This is a genomic window from Clostridium swellfunianum (genome assembly GCF_023656515.1).
Lineage (GTDB): Bacteria > Bacillota > Clostridia > Clostridiales > Clostridiaceae > Clostridium_AT > Clostridium_AT swellfunianum.
In genome coordinates, this window is record NZ_JAMOFV010000006.1 from 2,071,183 (window position 1) to 2,088,926 (window position 17,744).

At 33.6% G+C, this 17,744-nt stretch carries 22 protein-coding genes; 1 reads left to right on the top strand and 21 read right to left on the bottom strand.

Annotation, left to right across the window (positions count from 1 at the left end; translation table 11 throughout):
* Positions 1-319 precede the first annotated feature (319 nt).
* Positions 320-1,486 (bottom strand): O-antigen ligase family protein, encoded by a 1,167-nt coding sequence (locus tag NBE98_RS09515; RefSeq protein ID WP_250814709.1) that lies wholly within the window; start codon positions 1,484-1,486, stop codon positions 320-322.
* 175 nt (positions 1,487-1,661) lie between these two features.
* On the opposite strand from NBE98_RS09515, the gene NBE98_RS09520 reads away from it, so the two are divergent.
* Positions 1,662-1,865 (top strand): hypothetical protein, encoded by a 204-nt coding sequence (locus tag NBE98_RS09520; protein ID WP_250814710.1) that lies wholly within the window; start codon positions 1,662-1,664, stop codon positions 1,863-1,865.
* Between the two features lie 63 nt (positions 1,866-1,928).
* Here the strand turns inward: NBE98_RS09520 and NBE98_RS09525 are convergent, their stop codons facing one another.
* From NBE98_RS09525 to NBE98_RS09620, 20 genes are all read right to left on the bottom strand, one after another.
* On the bottom strand, positions 1,929-2,078 hold the full coding sequence (locus tag NBE98_RS09525; protein ID WP_250814711.1) for a Spo0E family sporulation regulatory protein-aspartic acid phosphatase: 150 nt from the start codon (positions 2,076-2,078) through the stop codon (positions 1,929-1,931).
* 405 nt (positions 2,079-2,483) lie between these two features.
* Positions 2,484-3,266, bottom strand: coding sequence for a type II toxin-antitoxin system PemK/MazF family toxin (locus NBE98_RS09530; RefSeq protein ID WP_250814712.1), 783 nt, complete (start codon positions 3,264-3,266; stop codon positions 2,484-2,486).
* Positions 3,267-3,271: 5 nt separating this feature from the next.
* Positions 3,272-3,466 carry a hypothetical protein gene (locus NBE98_RS09535; RefSeq protein ID WP_250814713.1) on the bottom strand — a complete coding sequence of 65 codons (195 nt, stop codon included), beginning with the start codon at positions 3,464-3,466 and terminating at the stop codon, positions 3,272-3,274.
* 169 nt (positions 3,467-3,635) lie between these two features.
* Positions 3,636-4,256, bottom strand: a complete 621-nt coding sequence (locus NBE98_RS09540) for a hypothetical protein (RefSeq protein ID WP_250814714.1) — start codon at positions 4,254-4,256, stop codon at positions 3,636-3,638.
* A 307-nt stretch (positions 4,257-4,563) separates the two neighbouring features.
* Entirely contained in the window at positions 4,564-4,881 is a 318-nt protein-coding gene (locus NBE98_RS09545) for a phage holin family protein (protein ID WP_250814715.1), read from the bottom strand.
* Positions 4,882-4,903: 22 nt separating this feature from the next.
* Complete coding sequence (locus tag NBE98_RS09550) at positions 4,904-5,842, bottom strand: N-acetylmuramoyl-L-alanine amidase (protein ID WP_250814716.1); 939 nt, start codon at positions 5,840-5,842, stop codon at positions 4,904-4,906.
* A 14-nt stretch (positions 5,843-5,856) separates the two neighbouring features.
* Positions 5,857-6,054 (bottom strand): hemolysin XhlA family protein, encoded by a 198-nt coding sequence (locus NBE98_RS09555; RefSeq protein ID WP_250814717.1) that lies wholly within the window; start codon positions 6,052-6,054, stop codon positions 5,857-5,859.
* Positions 6,055-6,205: 151 nt separating this feature from the next.
* Positions 6,206-6,703: an NUDIX hydrolase gene (locus NBE98_RS09560; protein WP_250814718.1), complete on the bottom strand. Its 498-nt coding sequence runs from the start codon at positions 6,701-6,703 to the stop codon at positions 6,206-6,208.
* A 10-nt stretch (positions 6,704-6,713) separates the two neighbouring features.
* Positions 6,714-7,964, bottom strand: a complete 1,251-nt coding sequence (locus NBE98_RS09565; RefSeq protein WP_250814719.1) for a hypothetical protein — start codon at positions 7,962-7,964, stop codon at positions 6,714-6,716.
* 195 nt (positions 7,965-8,159) lie between these two features.
* Entirely contained in the window at positions 8,160-8,375 is a 216-nt protein-coding gene (locus NBE98_RS09570) for a hypothetical protein (RefSeq protein ID WP_250814720.1), read from the bottom strand.
* Positions 8,372-9,148 (bottom strand): hypothetical protein, encoded by a 777-nt coding sequence (locus tag NBE98_RS09575; protein ID WP_250814721.1) that lies wholly within the window; start codon positions 9,146-9,148, stop codon positions 8,372-8,374. Before NBE98_RS09575 ends, NBE98_RS09570 begins: the two co-directional genes overlap by 4 nt.
* A gap of 14 nt (positions 9,149-9,162) precedes the next feature.
* Entirely contained in the window at positions 9,163-11,466 is a 2,304-nt protein-coding gene (locus NBE98_RS09580) for a Gp37-like protein (protein ID WP_250814722.1), read from the bottom strand.
* Entirely contained in the window at positions 11,448-12,062 is a 615-nt protein-coding gene (locus tag NBE98_RS09585; protein ID WP_250814723.1) for a hypothetical protein, read from the bottom strand. The genes NBE98_RS09580 and NBE98_RS09585 overlap by 19 nt, the downstream gene beginning before the upstream one ends.
* Positions 12,063-12,073: 11 nt before the next feature.
* Positions 12,074-12,922 (bottom strand): phage tail family protein, encoded by an 849-nt coding sequence (locus NBE98_RS09590; RefSeq protein WP_250814724.1) that lies wholly within the window; start codon positions 12,920-12,922, stop codon positions 12,074-12,076.
* Positions 12,923-12,932: 10 nt separating this feature from the next.
* Entirely contained in the window at positions 12,933-15,809 is a 2,877-nt protein-coding gene (locus tag NBE98_RS09595) for a phage tail tape measure protein (RefSeq protein WP_250814725.1), read from the bottom strand.
* Between the two features lie 13 nt (positions 15,810-15,822).
* Positions 15,823-16,026 carry a hypothetical protein gene (locus NBE98_RS09600; protein WP_250814726.1) on the bottom strand — a complete coding sequence of 68 codons (204 nt, stop codon included), beginning with the start codon at positions 16,024-16,026 and terminating at the stop codon, positions 15,823-15,825.
* A 19-nt stretch (positions 16,027-16,045) separates the two neighbouring features.
* On the bottom strand, positions 16,046-16,465 hold the full coding sequence (locus tag NBE98_RS09605; protein ID WP_250814727.1) for an esterase: 420 nt from the start codon (positions 16,463-16,465) through the stop codon (positions 16,046-16,048).
* Positions 16,466-16,483: 18 nt separating this feature from the next.
* Entirely contained in the window at positions 16,484-17,038 is a 555-nt protein-coding gene (locus tag NBE98_RS09610) for a hypothetical protein (protein WP_250814728.1), read from the bottom strand.
* 2 nt (positions 17,039-17,040) lie between these two features.
* Positions 17,041-17,385, bottom strand: coding sequence for a hypothetical protein (locus NBE98_RS09615; protein ID WP_250814729.1), 345 nt, complete (start codon positions 17,383-17,385; stop codon positions 17,041-17,043).
* Between the two features lie 4 nt (positions 17,386-17,389).
* Positions 17,390-17,743 (bottom strand): hypothetical protein, encoded by a 354-nt coding sequence (locus NBE98_RS09620; RefSeq protein ID WP_250814730.1) that lies wholly within the window; start codon positions 17,741-17,743, stop codon positions 17,390-17,392.
* Position 17,744: the final 1 nt, after the last annotated feature.

The window sequence follows — 17,744 nt, forward strand, 5'->3', positions numbered from 1 at the left end:
GTCCTCCAAAAGAATTTTATATAAACCATAATTCAACATATTTGTTTAAAATCCTTCAAAAAAATAAAAAAGACATAGAGGGCTTTATTCTTCTATGTCTGATATTACTTTCTAAATTCCTTTATCTGTCCATCTGTTTCTTCTATTACATGAGTTAAAGGTTCATGAAGTGTCAGGTACATCTAGATTATACTTAGGTCACGCACCTTTTGAGGCTTTATTAGACATTTGAATCTTGAATCCATAATCATATTCATAGATACTACTGTGATAAAATATTTCATAATGGCTTTCATCTGTATATGCTTTAACTTTTATTCTATGGAAATTTATAGCCAGGTTCATAAGTTCCTCTTCCGTCACCACTTGCAGAAAATAAAGCTACCACCATTCTTCCAATTCTTATCTGATTAGTTGCTTCATTTTTATATATTACAACTCTTTTAAAATTTAGCTTTGCATATTCTACGCCCCAAGGTTCTTTATATAAGCCTTGAGCCTTAGCTCTATCGTGTATTTCATTTATAGTTCCTGCAGTAACAGTAGTTTTTGTTAAACCTATAGTTTCAGAATCTGTATTGAAATTATACAAATCAGGCTCAGACCAGTATTTTCTACCTATCTGTAATGGGTCTTTAGTAAAAGCGTATGGTACTCTATCACCGACTTTTGTAACCGCTCTTATATAGTCAGAGGATACTTTGCCTTCTGTATAGGCTTTTGCTGCATTAATCATATGCTTGTACGCTGCTCCATTATATTTATGATTATCTGTAAATGTAGCATTATATTGATTAGTCAATTCTTCATTGTAAATAAAGGCATTAACAGGTTCCGGTTTTGGCTGCTCTACTGGCTTCGGTTGTGGTTTGGTTTCTTCTACTGGCTTTGGATCAGGAGTAGGAGTTGGTTTTGCCGGAGTAGGTTCAGGCATACTCGTTTCTGTAGGCTTTGTAGTACTAACATTCTTTGCAGGAGCTTCTTGTTTTGGCTCTTCTTTCTTAGGCTCTTCTTGCTTTGGTTCTTCCTTTACGGGTTCTTGTTTCTGCTCCTCTTTAACTGATTCTTCTTTCTTAGCCTCTTCTTGTTTAGTTAATTCTTCTCGCTTGGATTTCTCTTCTGTTTGTTTTTTATCGTCCTCTTCTTTAGCTTTTTTATCAGCCGCTAGTTTTTCTTGTTTTTCAAGCTGTAGCTTTTCTGAAGATACTTTACCTTGCTTTATTGATTCAGGGCTTAGTGTAGTTAACGCTAATCCCCATAAAATAACAAATATTAATCCTAAACAAGTTAATCCCTTACTTAATTTAGTTTTTTCTTTAAACTTCTGATTTTTGAAAAACAAGTAAAATCCATATGCGACTATACCAATAATAGTTAAATATCCTGTAACTCTAGGTAAAGCAAGCATAATAAGACTATATACTACTACATAAAGAGCTATTGTAGTCCACTTGTTTTTAAATAATTTAATTTCTTTAAAATTCAACTTCATCCCTCCAGTGTGAATTATATTAACTGCTTATAACATATTTCTACACAAATACAAAATTTCCTTCATTTTACTACAACAAAAGTGAGCTTTGATTCTTTATTCCCTCAAGATAGTTTTAAGATTTGTATATATTTTTCTTATGTGTCAACAATTTAACTGAGGTGATAATGTGAACAAGCTTTATATAAATCTTAATGTAAGTGTAACTGATGATAATATAGACAAGTTGGAACGACTAATGCTGGAGCTGCTAATTAGTGGAATGACAACACTAAGCGAGTGCGAGAAAGCGTGTGATGCTATTGTGAAGTTAAAAAGTCAAAAGTATCCTGAGAAAAGCTGCAAAGTTATTCCGTTCATGAGTACTAGATAAAAACTACTAGTACACAAACGATTTTAGGCATTATTTCTTAGGCTTTGAAAGAATAAGAAAGCTCTAAACATTAGAGCTTTCCTCATAAAATAATGCTATTAAATTATCAAGTACCATACTAATTTCTAGTATTTTACCATCACATAATTGTGCATTTTCTTCTGCCACTAATTCACACAAAATTGATCGTGTAGACTCAATTTTTTCTTCCACTAGTTTCCCCATCCCTTTTTTACATGTTTGCTTCTTAACACAACATTTACTATTCTAACTTAATAAATAAGCTTTTATATAAGTTTCAGAATATTCAATTTAATATTATTCTCGTCAAAATGCATTATATATGTTATATACTGGAAATTTCTAAAATTAAGTAGCATATAGAAAAAAGTTTCTGTGTTACAGTATGGTTATTAGTTGTGGAAAAGACAGATAGGGCTTATACTAAAGCAATTTATTGCTCTTGGAGTTTAGGGAGGCAAAAGGGTTAGGAAAGAAAATATAAGTCATCAAGATAGGTATTTGACTAGGGGGATGACTGAGGCTTTGGGACAGCAAAAAAGAAGTAGTCATTTTATAACTACCTCTTTGTTTTTAACATCATGTTCATTTAATTCATTATGTATTACTAGCGTGTTTTAAAGTATTTATCTTTGTTTCAATCATACTCAGTTGACTAATAAGATTCTCTTTTTGTTTCTGTAACAGTAGAAGGTCATCTATATTATTAAACTGATTTAAATCAAGCAATATGGATATTTGTTCAGAGACATACATCATCTCTTCAGCCTCTAGGAATCCTAAATAATCTATTATAAGATTTTTATGTATTGTCACAATAGAAGCCAAATCAATATATGATGGTTTTTTAGCTCCTTTTTCTATCTTATCAACGTAAAGCTTATATGGAATATTTCTTGTTTTAAGTAATTCCATATATGTTTTATCACTTATCAATGGTTCCTTTAACGACTTAATGGGAACACCATAAAGGTAATCTTTATCAAAAGCTTGTACATTAATGTTTGAGGATAAAATTAAAAAAGGCCTAACTTTAACTTTTACTACACTATTTAGAGGAATGCTCTTTTGTACTTTAGGAACCTTTTCAGTAAATGATATTTTTAACAAATCATCTTTTGTGTATCTACCAATATATCCTTTGCAACCATTGAGTTGCATTGTTTTTTGTTTAGTACATTCTTCACAAGTAACATTAGTACTAGCCTTACACTTTAAGCAGTTATTTAAATGACTAGCACACTTCTCCTCACAGCAATTAAATATTTGTAGTGGAGCCTTAACTTTGAAAGGAAACCCTACACGATAAATCATACCTCTCTTTACTGTAAGCTCATCCATTGCTTTAGTCTGGCGTATTAAGTCCTTAATACTTGGCATTAGCTTTATTCCTCATCTTCCTCTGATAATTTCATTAGCTCAATTATTCTTGGATTCAAAACTCGTTCATCGATTTGATAAGTATAATTACCTACTATTGGGTACTTTGAATAAACTCTATCCATCTTTGCCTTAATAAAAACAGTTACATCATCACCTTGGTTCCAAACCGAATGATTTGTTATTTTATTCGTTTTCATTAGTTCATTACTACCTCTTTTAAATGTTTTCTTATCATTTAAAAGTCTGTCCCTTAATAAAGGATTATATTCTCTATGGCGATTGAATATAGAATAATTTTGTAAATTTTCACTACACATGAATTCCTCGATAAAATTTTTATCGAATGCATTTGATATCCATGAAATATTATTCATTTCCACCATCCCTTTTTTCTTTTATCATTTTTAATATTATATTCTCTAATCTAGTTTTTATAGTATCCACTACTGTCTCAAAACCCTCTACAAATTGATTAAATTCACTGCATTGAAATCTTACTGTTAGTTTAATGGAAAACGAAGAGTTTTTTGCAAAATTCGGATTTACTTCCATAATTGCCGGTCTATCATCAATCATCAGGTATAAAATATAACCTCTTAACTGAATATCAACTATACTATCTTCAGAATCAAAATCTGTATAGAAATTCTCTATAAAAGCTTCATCGTCTGTATCATAAAAAAGTACACTTTCAATCTCAGCGTAATGTATTTTTATATCTTCATTACGGCTTATAACGGATTTATATACCTTTTCTATATAATTAATATTTTCTTCACCTGATTCTATATCTGAAAAGTCAAAAGTAATTTCATCACCCTCAATAGTTACATCATCACTTCGTTCTTTATTAAAAATATATACTGCAGATTCTTTATTTTTATGCCTTTCTTGTATCTGGCTATTTTCCACATCTTCGAAATCAAAATTATGGATATTATCTGATAATCCTATCTCAATCTTGAATCTCGTTTGTTTATCTATCATTTTTACACCCCACTATAGAATTCTATTATAGAACTCTCCCTATAAATAGTTTATTAAGAAAAACCAATAAGTTTACAAAAATCAATCACTTAAATCATACATTATTTTATATTATATATTTCCAAAATACAACATTTATAATTCTATTCCGACACATAAAAATGCTAATTATCTTGCCGAGCTTGCATAATTTAGTAATTCTTCAAATTTTGAAAAAAACCTTCTATTTGTGGATAACTTTTATGCATCACTATTCGACAAATAATGCAAAAAAGACCTAGAAGGATTTCTCCCTCTAGGTATAATACTACTTTCTAAACTCTGTTATCTGTCCATCTGGTTTTATTTCCTTAGGAACTTCTGGTATGCTACCTTTAAAGCCTTCCATAGTTTGTTTGAATAATTGATTACCTAATACTGCAGCTCCTACAACTAGTATTCCTTGGATTATAGCTTGAATTGTGACTCCTAAAACCCCTATGCTTAATCCAATACTAGCTATAAGCAATATCCATGGTATAGTCCAATCTGGTACTTTAGAATTACCCTTTAATATTGTTCCTAAAATAAATATTACAGGTATTAGTATCAATGTCTTTTCATTAATAAATTGCATTATATCCATTCTGTTTTTCCTCCCTAATATATTAAACTAACTTTATATAATCTTTATTAACATAACCACCGTGGTCGCCAAAATAGATGTTATACCAATCTCCCTCTGTTGAACCTATACGGACTTTTACACCATTCTTTAAGTTTCCTATTAAACTATAGTTAGTACCAGCTCCGCTTCTAACATTTAAGCTGGACTTTACATTTACTATTCCATACTGTATTTTAGGTTTTGGCTCCTCTTCAAAAACATTTATATAGTCTGCGCTTACCCATCCACCATGATCACCGAAGTAAATGTTCCACCAATTACCCTCTCTCCAACCTAGTTTAATTCTCTCACCTTTTTTAAGCTTGCCAATAACACCAAAGTTTGTACTAGCACCATCACGAACATTTAGCACATCTGCAGTCACAGTACCATATAGGACAGTATTATTATTTTGTTGTTGCTGAGGTTGTCCAATCATAACATTAATAGCTTTCTGTACTCCTTCCCTGAATTGGTCAACTGTTTTTCCAAACTTAGCGAAGTAGGCTATAGGATCCTGGTGAGTGGTCTCTTTCCATTTAGCTGATACTTCAGCATGAGACATAAGGGTATCCTTATTGATAGTTGTAACTTTAATCACATTCACATGAACATAAGCAAATAGCCAGACAGCTCGCTTCCATATCTCATCGAATTTACTTCTATCATCAAAATTACAAAGTTCTATTCCTATGTAGTTTCTGTTTGCTGTTCCTCCAGCATGCCAGGCTTGCTCATTCCAAGGTACTGTTTGAATTATGCTTTCATGATCTACAAAAGCATGTGCTGAAACTCCTCTATAGGCTCCGTTAAAATAGCGAAACTCATTTTCTGCTGTTGCTCCTGGAGTAGCAGTTTCGTGAAGTACAGTTCCCTTTGCTGTTAGTACTTTTCCCGAACGGTTTTTGGATATGAACTTTTCTGTGATTTGATAAGACATTGTTTATTCCTCCCTTATTTTTTAATAATAAAAAAAGCTATAATAGCAGCAATTAATTGCCCTATTACAGCTCTTGAAAGCCAAGTATTATTTTCTTCTAATTTTGTTACCCTTTTCTCTAATATACTGTACTTTTCATATGTTGTTTCAATCTTTCCTTCAATTCTTATAAGCCTATCTCTAACGTCCTGCATTAATTCTCTATCATCCATACTGCACCTACTTTCGTAAAATATAAAAGACCTGGATCTCTCCAAGTCTCTTAACTGCTATTTGTTTCTCTTATTCCTGCTATACTTAAGCTAATTTCCTTAAACTGTCTATGTAAAACTTCAAGACTTCATCTTTATGAATTTCTGAATCCTAGCGAAGATTTCTGTACTTAGCAATAAACTTAAGTACCCCACATAATGTAAAAGCATCTGTGATCTTATTATCTCCAGCTAAATTTATTAACTCAGCTAAGTCAAACTCTACCGCATCTACTATGTTTTCTTCAACTTGAAGTTTGTCACATGAATATTTTGCATCCCAAGCAATAAAATACTCAACCATTTCATTAGATATTCCGTTATTTGTTGCGGTGACACCTAATGATTCAAATCTTACAGCTGTTCCACCGATTTCTTCAAATAGTTCTCTTCTTGCTCCGTCTTTAGGTAGCTCTCCAACTTCTAAAAATCCTCTAGGTAACTCTGTTGAGAATTGATTAATCGATGGACGAAAGGATTTTATCAAGACAATTTTTTTATCTGTAGTAACTGGGATTATTACTGCTCCCCCTTTAAGAGCTTCTAGAGAAATTATATTATTTTCATCATAAACACGATAGTATCCATTATTATATACTTCTGTTTTCAACCAAATTCACCTACTTTAATTTATTAATCTGAAAAACCTCATTCATATCATCTAACACAGTAAAGGGGCTATCCTTTATTGTTCGTTTTACACTCCTGTTAGCATTTATTGACCTACTTTCGTAATCACATGTAACTCTATCTGCTAAAGTTTTACTTGTGAATTGGATTCCTTTTGATATTAGAAATTCTGCAGCCGTACTCACCACATTCCCAAGTGGAACTACACCTAACATAATACTAGTTACCTTACTTGCAACCTTTTTCCCACTTTCAAACATATGTATTTTTGTATGGAGTTCTTTGATTTCTTGGTAATCAACAGATATCATATTAGGAATCATTTGATTACAAGTCTTGCAATAGTCGTAAAAAGCATTAACCATTTTAGATGGATTATTCTCTATAATGCTTTTGAGGTAATTTTTAAACTGCTTTGTCTTACGAATTTCTATTATATTATTAAATTTTAGTTGATTAATAATTGCAGTATAAAATATTAATGGTTCATCTAGAATTAAATCATCCTTAGAAAATAAATCTTCTGGTTGTAAAACTGGCCCTTTAGATGTTTCTCTGTAGAAAAACACTTTTTCTGGTGATAATGCTTTATTTGAAAGCAATCTTTCTGGATATGCTGCAGAAATCATAAACATATTTGGCAAGTTGAAATTATATACTATATCTGCGTGTTGCATAATTAATTTTGCATTGTCGTTATTTATTCCAAATCTTTCATTTGCATGATTGTAAATCTGTTGTCTTGTTAAGTTTTTTTTCTCATTCAAATTTAAAATGATATCTTTCCAAGATTCTCTTTCTTCATCCTTTAAATTAATTGTATTCTGTGAATTTAAAATATGCTTTGCGAAATTAGAAGATACATTTGATAGTTTCCACTTTAAAGTATTCCTAAAATTATAATATTCAAGAATCTGCTTTATAGTATCTTCTTTAATATTGTTATTTAAAGTTTTACTTTCTCGATACGCATAAAGCAGATCCTGTATATCTTTTACTTCTTCTCTCATAGTGAATACTATTACGCCCTCTGTTAAATAATCATAACCCTGTTCTTCTAAAAAGAACCTGTGCAGATTTTTATTATTTATAACAAATGAGTCTGGAATGATTATTCTATCATATAACAAAGCATAGAACTTAATAAGGTTTTTAAATTTTTCATAAGGTATCCTGTCAACTAATACATCATCAGCGAATATAAAATATGCATCATTTAAATTAGGCTTTGATTTAAACATAGCTTGTCCCCTTTTCTTTTTTTAACATAATCCAACACAACCATATATGGAATTATGCTCAAGGTTTCTAAACAATCAATACCATATTATAACATAAATATGCGCATAAGATATCATGATGTTCTCTTGATTAAGTTTAAATTTATACTCGCTCTTTTTTAATTAAATAAATTTGACCTATCTTATTAGTTCATCCTATTCTGACGCTAAAGTTTGTATTTCACTTCTCCTATCAGCTATATTTTCAGGTAAAGTATCCCCTTCGTTAAACACTAAATCTGTGATAATGTACTCTCCAGTTCCAAGAACTGCAGTTTCATCACCTTTAATTGTCGTATCGTTACACCTTATAACATTAGCTATTTTAGTAGCTATCTCTCTTTTTTCAGGATTATAAATATATCCTATCATCTTACTTCACCACCATTGCTTAAAAATTCTGCAGTTGTCGCAGAGGGTTGAGTACCACTCTTATAGACCGTACTTGCATTGGCCATAATATTATATGTGTTACCACTTCCCGTATTATTCGCAACAAGTACATTTGACATATCTATAGCCTGTGCTACAACATAAGCATAGTTAATCGAGCTATTTTTAAGTATTCCATGTGAAGCAATAAAGATAACGAAAGCAGATGATGCTAATGATGCTATGTTAGTAGCATCTTCTATAATCACATAATTACAACGAAAAAACCTCATTGTATCAACATTAGTTGTTGTAGCTAGCGATTTAATATAAAGCTGAATGGTACATTGGTTCCCTTCTATATACCTTACTTTTGTTATTGTTTTACCTGCGCCAATGATTGATATGTTTCCATTGCCTACTTTACCATTTAGATATACATCTTCAACATAGTCGCCTGCTGCCACACTTATCATGATTGCATGATTGATTATTTGTGGTAACACTCCTACTGCTTTACCAATAGTTTTAAACGCTGTTCCAGCAGTTAATCCATCATTATTATCGTTACCTGTGCTAGCATTTACATAGTATGTTCTTGCTGATGTAGTTATAATTGGCCTTACAGCCATCTGGCTCAGAATATCTGCCAATTGCGTCTCAACATCCGAACTTGAATTAGTTTTAACCAGACTTGCCTTTGTTTCAAAATATATAGTATCAAAATCTGTTCCGTTATCTACTTGATAAACAGCATTCTTAGTTGTCGCCATTATACCGCTCTCCTTTATATTTTAATCCATACTCGCCCAACTACTTGTCCGCTTGGTCTTGTAGATGAAACTATTATTTGGGTACCATCTTTGCCTGCCGGGCCTGTTGCTCCTGTGGCACCAGTGTCACCCTTTGGCCCTTTTATATTTACAGTAGTTGGTGCTGTAGTACTGTTATTTAAAGACCATGATAAAGTACCGCTAGAATCTACTGAAGGTTTCCAAGTATCTCCTTTGGCACCTTGAATACCTTGGATGCCTTGTGCACCAGTGTCTCCCTTTACACCTTGTATACCCTGAGCGCCTTGAGCTCCAGTATCACCTTTGGCACCCTTTAAATCCACATACGTGTAAGTAGTTTGTCCTTGCTGTCTTACTCCTAATTGAGTACCATTCCATATAAACTCTAAATTTTTTCCTGCTACACCTTGCATTCCTTGAATTCCTTGCGCTCCGGTATCACCCTTATCTCCTTTATCGCCTTTGTCACCCTTAGGGCCTTGCAAATCTACTACAGCCTGCATTGCTTCAATGAAAACTATAGTTCCTGCACTAAGCCCTTGCTTCATTTGAATTTTATTTCCCGCAGGCTCTGTAAATGCTTTATTGCTTACCCTTGTACCGTTTATATATACTTTCACAGCATTTATTCCTAATGGATAAACATATCCATCATTCCACTCAAACACTGATTGCCCCTGAATTGCCCTAAAGAGTTCCTGAAATACCACGTAAGATTGTCCATTTCCAGCTGGACCTTGCACACCCTGTATACCTTGAGGTCCTTGAGGCCCTATGTCTCCTTTAGCTCCTTTTAAATCAACACCAACATCAAAAGTACCATCAGTGTTTTCAAGTTTTAAGATAGTTCCTGACCACTGATGTTTTATTTTATCGCCTTTGTCTCCTTTAACACCTTGTATTCCCTGAATGCCCTGAAATCCTTGGTCACCTTTTGGCCCTTGTATACCTTGGTCTCCCTTTACACCTTTTAAATCCACGTAAGTATAAACAGCATCTGTTTCTTTTTTTACACCTAGTTGTGTTCCATTCCAGCTAAACATAAGCCCTGTGCCTTGAGGTCCCTGTGAGCCAGTAGTTCCTTTCAATTCGACATAAGTATAGCTTGCTTCATCTTCTCGCTTTATCCCTAGCTTAGTTCCATTCCAAAGAAATTGGACACTATAGCCTTGCGGTCCTCTCTCACCTATATCGCCTTGTGGCCCTGGTATATTTTCTTGTATAGGAGCGTCAGTAGCTTGTTTGACTTTGTCAGGAAATGAAGGAATAGTAGTTCCAAAGGTAGGCTCTACTTTATATCCACTGCTTTCCCATACTTCCCTAACCTCGGTAACTCTATTGTGCATTAATAGGTTCCACTTTTTATTTAAAGTTGTGACTATATCACCTAAATTCCAGCTTTCTTTATACCCTAAAGCTTCAGCCTCACATTCAAAACTAGATATTTGAGGTGTTTCTGCGATTTTAATCTTGCCTCTATCTAATAAGCTTCCCTCTCCGCTAATATCTCTTGCGTCTATAAAAATTTCTCTTCTATTAAAACCACTAAGCTCATTATTTACATACTCTATTTGCCTAGTTTCTCCCTCGCCCTGACCTCCTACAAAAGCCATGTTTTTATAGCCTATATTACTTTCAATGTATTTTTGTTTTCTTACATTATCATAATGTACAGAAAAGACAGATGGAGGGTTAATATTTTGAGTAGTGCTTAGGTCTTTTCCCTCTAAAACCTTAAATACAAACTGTCTGTTTTTATAGTCAAGTTCTATAGTAAATCCTAAACCACTGGATTTGCTAAGCTTTGTAAGCTCATCAGCTAAGTTTTTAAACCTAGTTTGAAACTCCAATCTTTGCCCCCTTGAACTAGAAGGATTAATCACTAGTCTAGGAATTCTTCTATTAATATCTACAGGATCTACTGCATTAGCTCTAACTAAGGCAATCATAGTATCTTCAACATTAGAATTAAGAGAATGATAAGCATATCCAACTGGTGGAACTGTAATTCTTTGAGTTAAAATATACCCAAGAGAATATCCTTTAACTGTTATATTTTCTTGCTCATCTTCATTTATCTCGATATGCTCTATAATTCCTGTCATGCTGCCATCTTTATTGAGCATTATGATATTACCTTTTTTAATAAGCTCTCTATTAAGAGAAACTAGATGAAATTCAAACTCTCCAAAGGTTTCCCATTTTCGTATATAAAAAAGAGAAGTAAAATTATCTACTTCTCCTAAAAAATTTATATCCTTATCAAAAAACCTTATATTTACAACGTTTTTATCCATATGCTACCTGCCACCCTTGGAGTTGGTTGTGTGCTTTGTATATAAATATTTCTCCATCCCTTTGTCTGTTGAGAGTTAAACCATCTATCAAACTGCTCCTGAAGGCCATTAATCATATCATTAAATTCTGTTAAATTTTTAGGCCTTATAGCTCCGCAAAAATCCTGTCTAAATCTTTCATCAGTTACAATAAAATCACCGCTTCTAGGAACTAATACCTGAGCTAGGCTTAATTCATAAACTAGATTATCCCTTTGTAGCGCTGGAATTTGAGGATTACTTCCTGCAGTGCCTTGTTTTAATGCTATACTTACTGTGCTGCTGCTTAAGTTTAATCTAACTACAATCCTGTCTATTCTATCATAGTTAGCGTTCCTTGGTATTGTGATAGCTTTGACACTATCATTATATAGATAAAACCCTTTGATTATAGAAAAACCTTTCTCTACCTGTACTCCAGTTACAGTTTTAGTTACAGCTAAAGTCATCGAGCCGTTTTCTACAGATACCCCACTTTCATATATGTTATCAAAGTACCTATTAAATTCTTCCTGTCCATATTCCTGCGTTCCATTAAAAAAACCATAGTATTCCAAAGTATCACCTCCTAGACTCCTAAATACCTATTCTTATATCGAATCTCAACACTTTGAGGTTCCAAGCTTTCAGTAGTATATTCAATTAGATTATCTCCAACCTGGAGCCAGAAAAAAGATGAATCTAAATCAATATAGTTAAAAGCATTTGCTCTTGCACCATTTTTTTCGATTTCTACTTTCTTATTTCCAAACTCAGTTGTTATATAGAGAGTATCATCACTAGTAAGTACTTTATTAATTTTAATAAACTCTCCTGTAGTTTGATTTATAATTGATGGATTAGTTGCAGGACCTTTAAAAATAACTTCAATCGGAGTTTCAACATGACCGCTATTAAAAATATTCTTCTTAGTCTCACCTTTAGTCTTAAATTTAAAAGGAAGCTTAAATTTAAACTTCCAGCCCCCTATCCAAGTAGTTATTTGTTCACCTGTTGTAATCGCGTTTTTCCATAATGGATCAGGGCACATTAATTGAATGAGAAAACTTTTAAAATTAAACTCTGTATGCTGAAAAACAGGAGGCATTTCAATCTTACAATCAATTTCCTTTATAAAATCATCCAGCTCATATCTTAAAACACCAGTAAGTTTTGGGTTGAAAATTTTTATTAATTCCCTTCTATAACCAAGAGTCTCTTCTTGTTCATCAGAAACAATTGTACCTTCAATAGATATATCCCTTACATCTAAACTTTGAGCTATAATAGTTACCCCATCTTGCTTGATACCTTTGGATGTATAAAATGTACTTTTAATTGCATCTAATCCATTGACTTTATTAAGAAAAAAAATGCTTGAATGAGATATTTCTGCACTTAAGCCCTGAGAATTAGTATATATTAATTTTTCTTCCAAATAACTCACCTCACCACTCTAGTGCTAATCTTCGCAAGTTGTTTTTTGTCTGCCTTGCAACTTCGCTAGGGCTTGCTGTTGTTGAGTAAATATTCTGAGTAACATTAACCTCATTACTTCTCTCGTTTCTACTATTTGTTATAGCCTTGTTTAGTTCTTCTAGTAACTTTTCAATTCTATTGCTATTTACACTTGTACCATCTAAAGTTAGTGAATTAGCAATTCTAGTACTTTCAGCCGCATTATAAATTCTTTCGCCACCATTTAAATCAATAAGCTCTGGTCCTCTTTCACCTACCCATTTTAATCCGCTCCCAGCTGAATAAGTACCAGTGGCATATCCATCATCAGGTATTGCTGAACTTATTTGATTTTTTCGAGCTGTTACGGTGTATTCAAAGAATTTTTTACTAGGTGTCCATTTATCCCAAGATGTAAATATTTTTTCATACCATTTTACTACTTTGCCTGTTGTTTGATCCACATCATTTGCTAGTTCAGTATTCATTTCAAATATTTTGTCAACAGCCTTTTGCCTAGTTTCTTCAGCTGAATCTACAATACCATCTCTTTGTCTTTGAGCTTCTTTAATTAATGTATCAGCTTGAGCCGCAGTTAATTCTCCACTTTGGTCCCTCATCCTGATAATAGCACCAATAACTTTTTCATATTCATCATTAGCTATAGCTACAGCCTTATCTCTGCTAGCATTAAGCTCTTGAATATGCTTTTGAGCCATTTGTTTAGTAATTTTACTATTATAGTCACTCATTCTCTGCAGTATAATTTGAGCTTCAACCTCATTCTCGGATAATGTCTTAATAGCCTGTTTTTTCATATTATCCTGGATATTAGCTATTATGCTGAACTCTTCGTTTTTAAGTTCTCTTTTTTCGTCAGTAGCTTTTTTGATTATTTCATTGATTTTCTTATTACCACTATCTACAATCTCTAATTGGAAATTATAATTATCTTGTAGTTTTTTCAAAGACTCGGTTTCTTCTTTATCACTAAAAGCATTAGACTTAGCATAAAAATCCTGCATTATGGTATACTGCTCATCAAAGTCTTCTTTTAACCCTAACTTTATTTGTTCTCCCATATTTCCAAAGTTTGTAGACAAATTATCTGCTATATTTTTTGTTATTTTGCTACTATTAATTTTTAAAGATTGAAGAGACTCGGTAGCCTTTTTATCAAGCTCCAGGTATGAACCAACAGCCTTTTTAGTACTTTCACTTATTTTTGTTGTGCTAGTCTGGATATTGGTACTCATTTCACCATAGCTGTCCGTTACCGAACTTGCTGTATTTTCTACTCTGTCGGCAAATAATGCAAGTTCTGGATTAGTCTCCTTTTTTAATCCTTTATAAATAAGATATCCAGCGCCTGCTACAGCACCTGCGGCTAATAAATATGGTGCTGCCGCTAATACAACTCCACCTAAACCACTTGCCAATCCAGCCAATCCACCAGCACTGGCAACAGCTGAAGCTCCTGCTGTACTTGCAGCTACACTTGTTGCACCCAGTGCTCCATTCGCTACTGTAGCCACTGTTTTAACTGCCGTTGTAGTTGTTGTTAGAGTTTTAAATGCCCCAGTAAGTTTAGTTACCCCACCAACTAAAGCCCCTACAGTACTGATTGTTTTTCCACCTACCATTAATAATGGTCCAACTGCTGCAACCATTAATCCGATTTTAACAACTTGATCCTTTTGAGCATCTGATAGATTATTAAACCAGTCCACTGCCTTATTCATCTTTTCAGTTAACTTTCCTAGCATAGGAGCAAGTCTTTCTCCTACTGCAATTGCAGCTCCTTCTATTGCACCAGTAAAGTTATCCCACTGCCCTTTTAAGTTATTCTTCATAGTATCAGCCATCTTCTTAGCTGCTCCATCAGAATTTTTAAAACTAGTGGTTAGCTTTTCTAATTCTTTAGGTCCTGCTTGGATAAGAGTTAGCATTCCAGACATAGCCTCTTGTCCAAATATTGTTGCAATAGCCTGTTGCTTTTGCTCTTCGGTTAGCTTACTCATAGACTTTTGTAATTTAGCAATTATATCTTTAAGAGGTAACATCTTTCCTGAAGAATCATAAGCATCAAAGCCTAATTTCTTCATTAGTTTTGCAGCCTCATCAGATGGATTCGCAAGCCTTGAAAGTGATGCTCTTAGTGCAGTACCAGCTTGACTACCTTTAATTCCTGCATTAGACATTTCACCTATAGCTGCTGTAACTTCTTCTAAGCTTAATCCCATAGCTCTAGCGACAGGAGCAACATATTTCATTGCATCGCCAGTATCTTCTATGCCAGCATTAGTGTCTGCAGCCGCTTTAGCTAAGACATCTGATACATGAGCAGCCTGATTAGCTTCTAGTCCAAATCCCCTTAATGTAGAAGCTGCAATATCAGCTGCTACTGCCAAATCTGTACCACCACTAGCAGCCAAATCTAACATACCTGGCATAGCATCCATTATTTCATTTACACTAAAACCTGCACTTGCTAGATTCTCCATTCCCTCAGCTGCTTCTTTTGCACTAAATGCAGTGGATGCACCTAATCGTTTTGCTTCATCATTAAGCTTTTTAAAATCCGCACCTGCGGCTCCTGATATTGCTTTAACCCTGCTCATCTGAGACTCAAAGTCCACAAAAACTTTAGTTGCGGCAGCGCCTGCTCCTACAATAGGTAATGTAAATCCCTTTGTTAAAGTAGTTCCAACGGTAGTTATAGATGAGCCTAAAGCTTTAATTCTTTTTCCTCCACTTTCCGTTCCATCTACAAATATCTTTAAATCTTGTCCTGCGGATTTTAAACTTGATTTAAAAGGTGAGGTATCTAATGATAATATCGCTACTGCTTCTCCAGCACTTATCAATCGTTCCACCTCCTTACTTGTATTTCTTTAGTTCTTTCTTCATTTCAGCTATAAGTTCACTGTTATTGTTCTGAGCAATATTTTTACTTGTTGTTTCTTTCCACCGAGGCTTGTTTTTCCACCTAAGGTATCCTTTTTCATCAACATACTGTTGCATTAAAATTAGTTCTACAGCCTCATCAAAACAAAAAGCGAGATAAGGATCTTTTATATCCATTACCTCGCTAGGTCTTTGATTATATTTCTGTGAGATTCTTATTATCCTCAGTATTTCCCTGCTCTGTACGAAAGTGCTCCAGTGCTTTTAGACCTTCTTGGGAATAATTAAAGAGGGTTACAACTTGATCATCTGTTAATGTCAATCCTGCTTCTTTTATCTGTTCATAGCTAGGCTCAACCAAACAATCTTTAGCTACTATTTCAAATATCTCCCCGGTTTCCTTAAGACTTACTTCTTGTTTATTAGAGCTCTTTCCAAAGAATATTTGATTTGCAGCTGATAATAGGGGATTTGGTATTGCACCATTTACAGCTAGACCTAGTAAGCTTGCTCTTTTTACCCTGCATACAAATGGTTTACCATCTCCAAAACCGGGAAGCTCAACTATTTGACCTTTGGCTATGTTTTTTAATTCATCAATACTAGTAATATTCATATACATACTTCCTTCCTATTATGGTAATTGGGTTAAAAAATCAATTGCATAAGGTTTTTCACCTTTTTTGGGTCTACTAACACAAGTGTATTCAGGAGCAAAGAATTCTCCATCTTTTACACTCGCTTTGAATGGTTTTCCTTTGCAGTGCGGGTATGAGAACTTAACATATCCAGTAACCTCACCATCAGCATCCTTTTCTTCAGTATAGATATTCAATGTAAATTTCTTTTTAATTACCGGAGAACCGATAACCGGAGGTTCATATTTTGTTGCTTTGGTTGTTTCAACTGCATCATAAACTAGTGTACCTCCGTCAATTACTTCAATCACCTCAGGATGAAATAAATTATCTTTAAAAGTAAGAGTTGTACCGATAACTATATCTTCAGTTCTATCTGTAGCATATACGGTATTTTTAACCCTTAGAATTGCTTCTTCGCCCTCAGATATATCAGGAGATTGCTCACATTCTGAAGCAGTTTCCCACGTATAAGTTTTAGGTATAGTTTCCTCTGTAGTTATTTCCACTTTCTTTATATTAACAATTGGTTTACCTTCCAAGTTAGGCATGTTTATCCCTCCAATTTTTTTAATATTTCATACATGACACTAAATGTTATTGCTTTCTTTTCATCATCCGTAACAGCGCCGCTTTCGACACCTGTATATCTTATAAAATTAAGTTCTTTTAAATAGCCTTTGACTTGCTTTTTATAAGATATACTTTTAGTAAATTGGTTTTGTGGTATAAAAAAAATGATGTCTACAGTTTGAGCTCCGATTTTATTTGAATCGTTCTGACCTACTGTGCCATCATCTTTTAACACAACATAAGGATTATCGCATTCCCCTTGATGTTGACCTATAAAGTATACATCTATTCCTTTTGAATTAAGATAATCATATATTCTAGTCATACATTCACCTAATCCTTGATATCATTTCTGCCCAGCCTTTTATTACTTCACCTTTAAATCTTTGTATTGTTGGCCATGCAATGGCATACCCTTTTTCGTTTGCTAGCTCTAGATATTTAAATTGTTCCGTAGGGCTTGATAATCTTATTTCCTTACCAGAACTAGTTCTAAATACTCTCGCATTTAATCCTTGTCTGGTTAAGGCGGTTCTATCAGTCCAAGGCGCTTTTTTCTTCATGAACGCTTCCATTTTTTTAGCTGCAGATTCTGCATATAGTTGAGTAGCTCTATCTACCTTGTTATTAAGCGAATTCATTTTATTTAATACATCATCAATAATAAAATTTAAGCTGCCCATC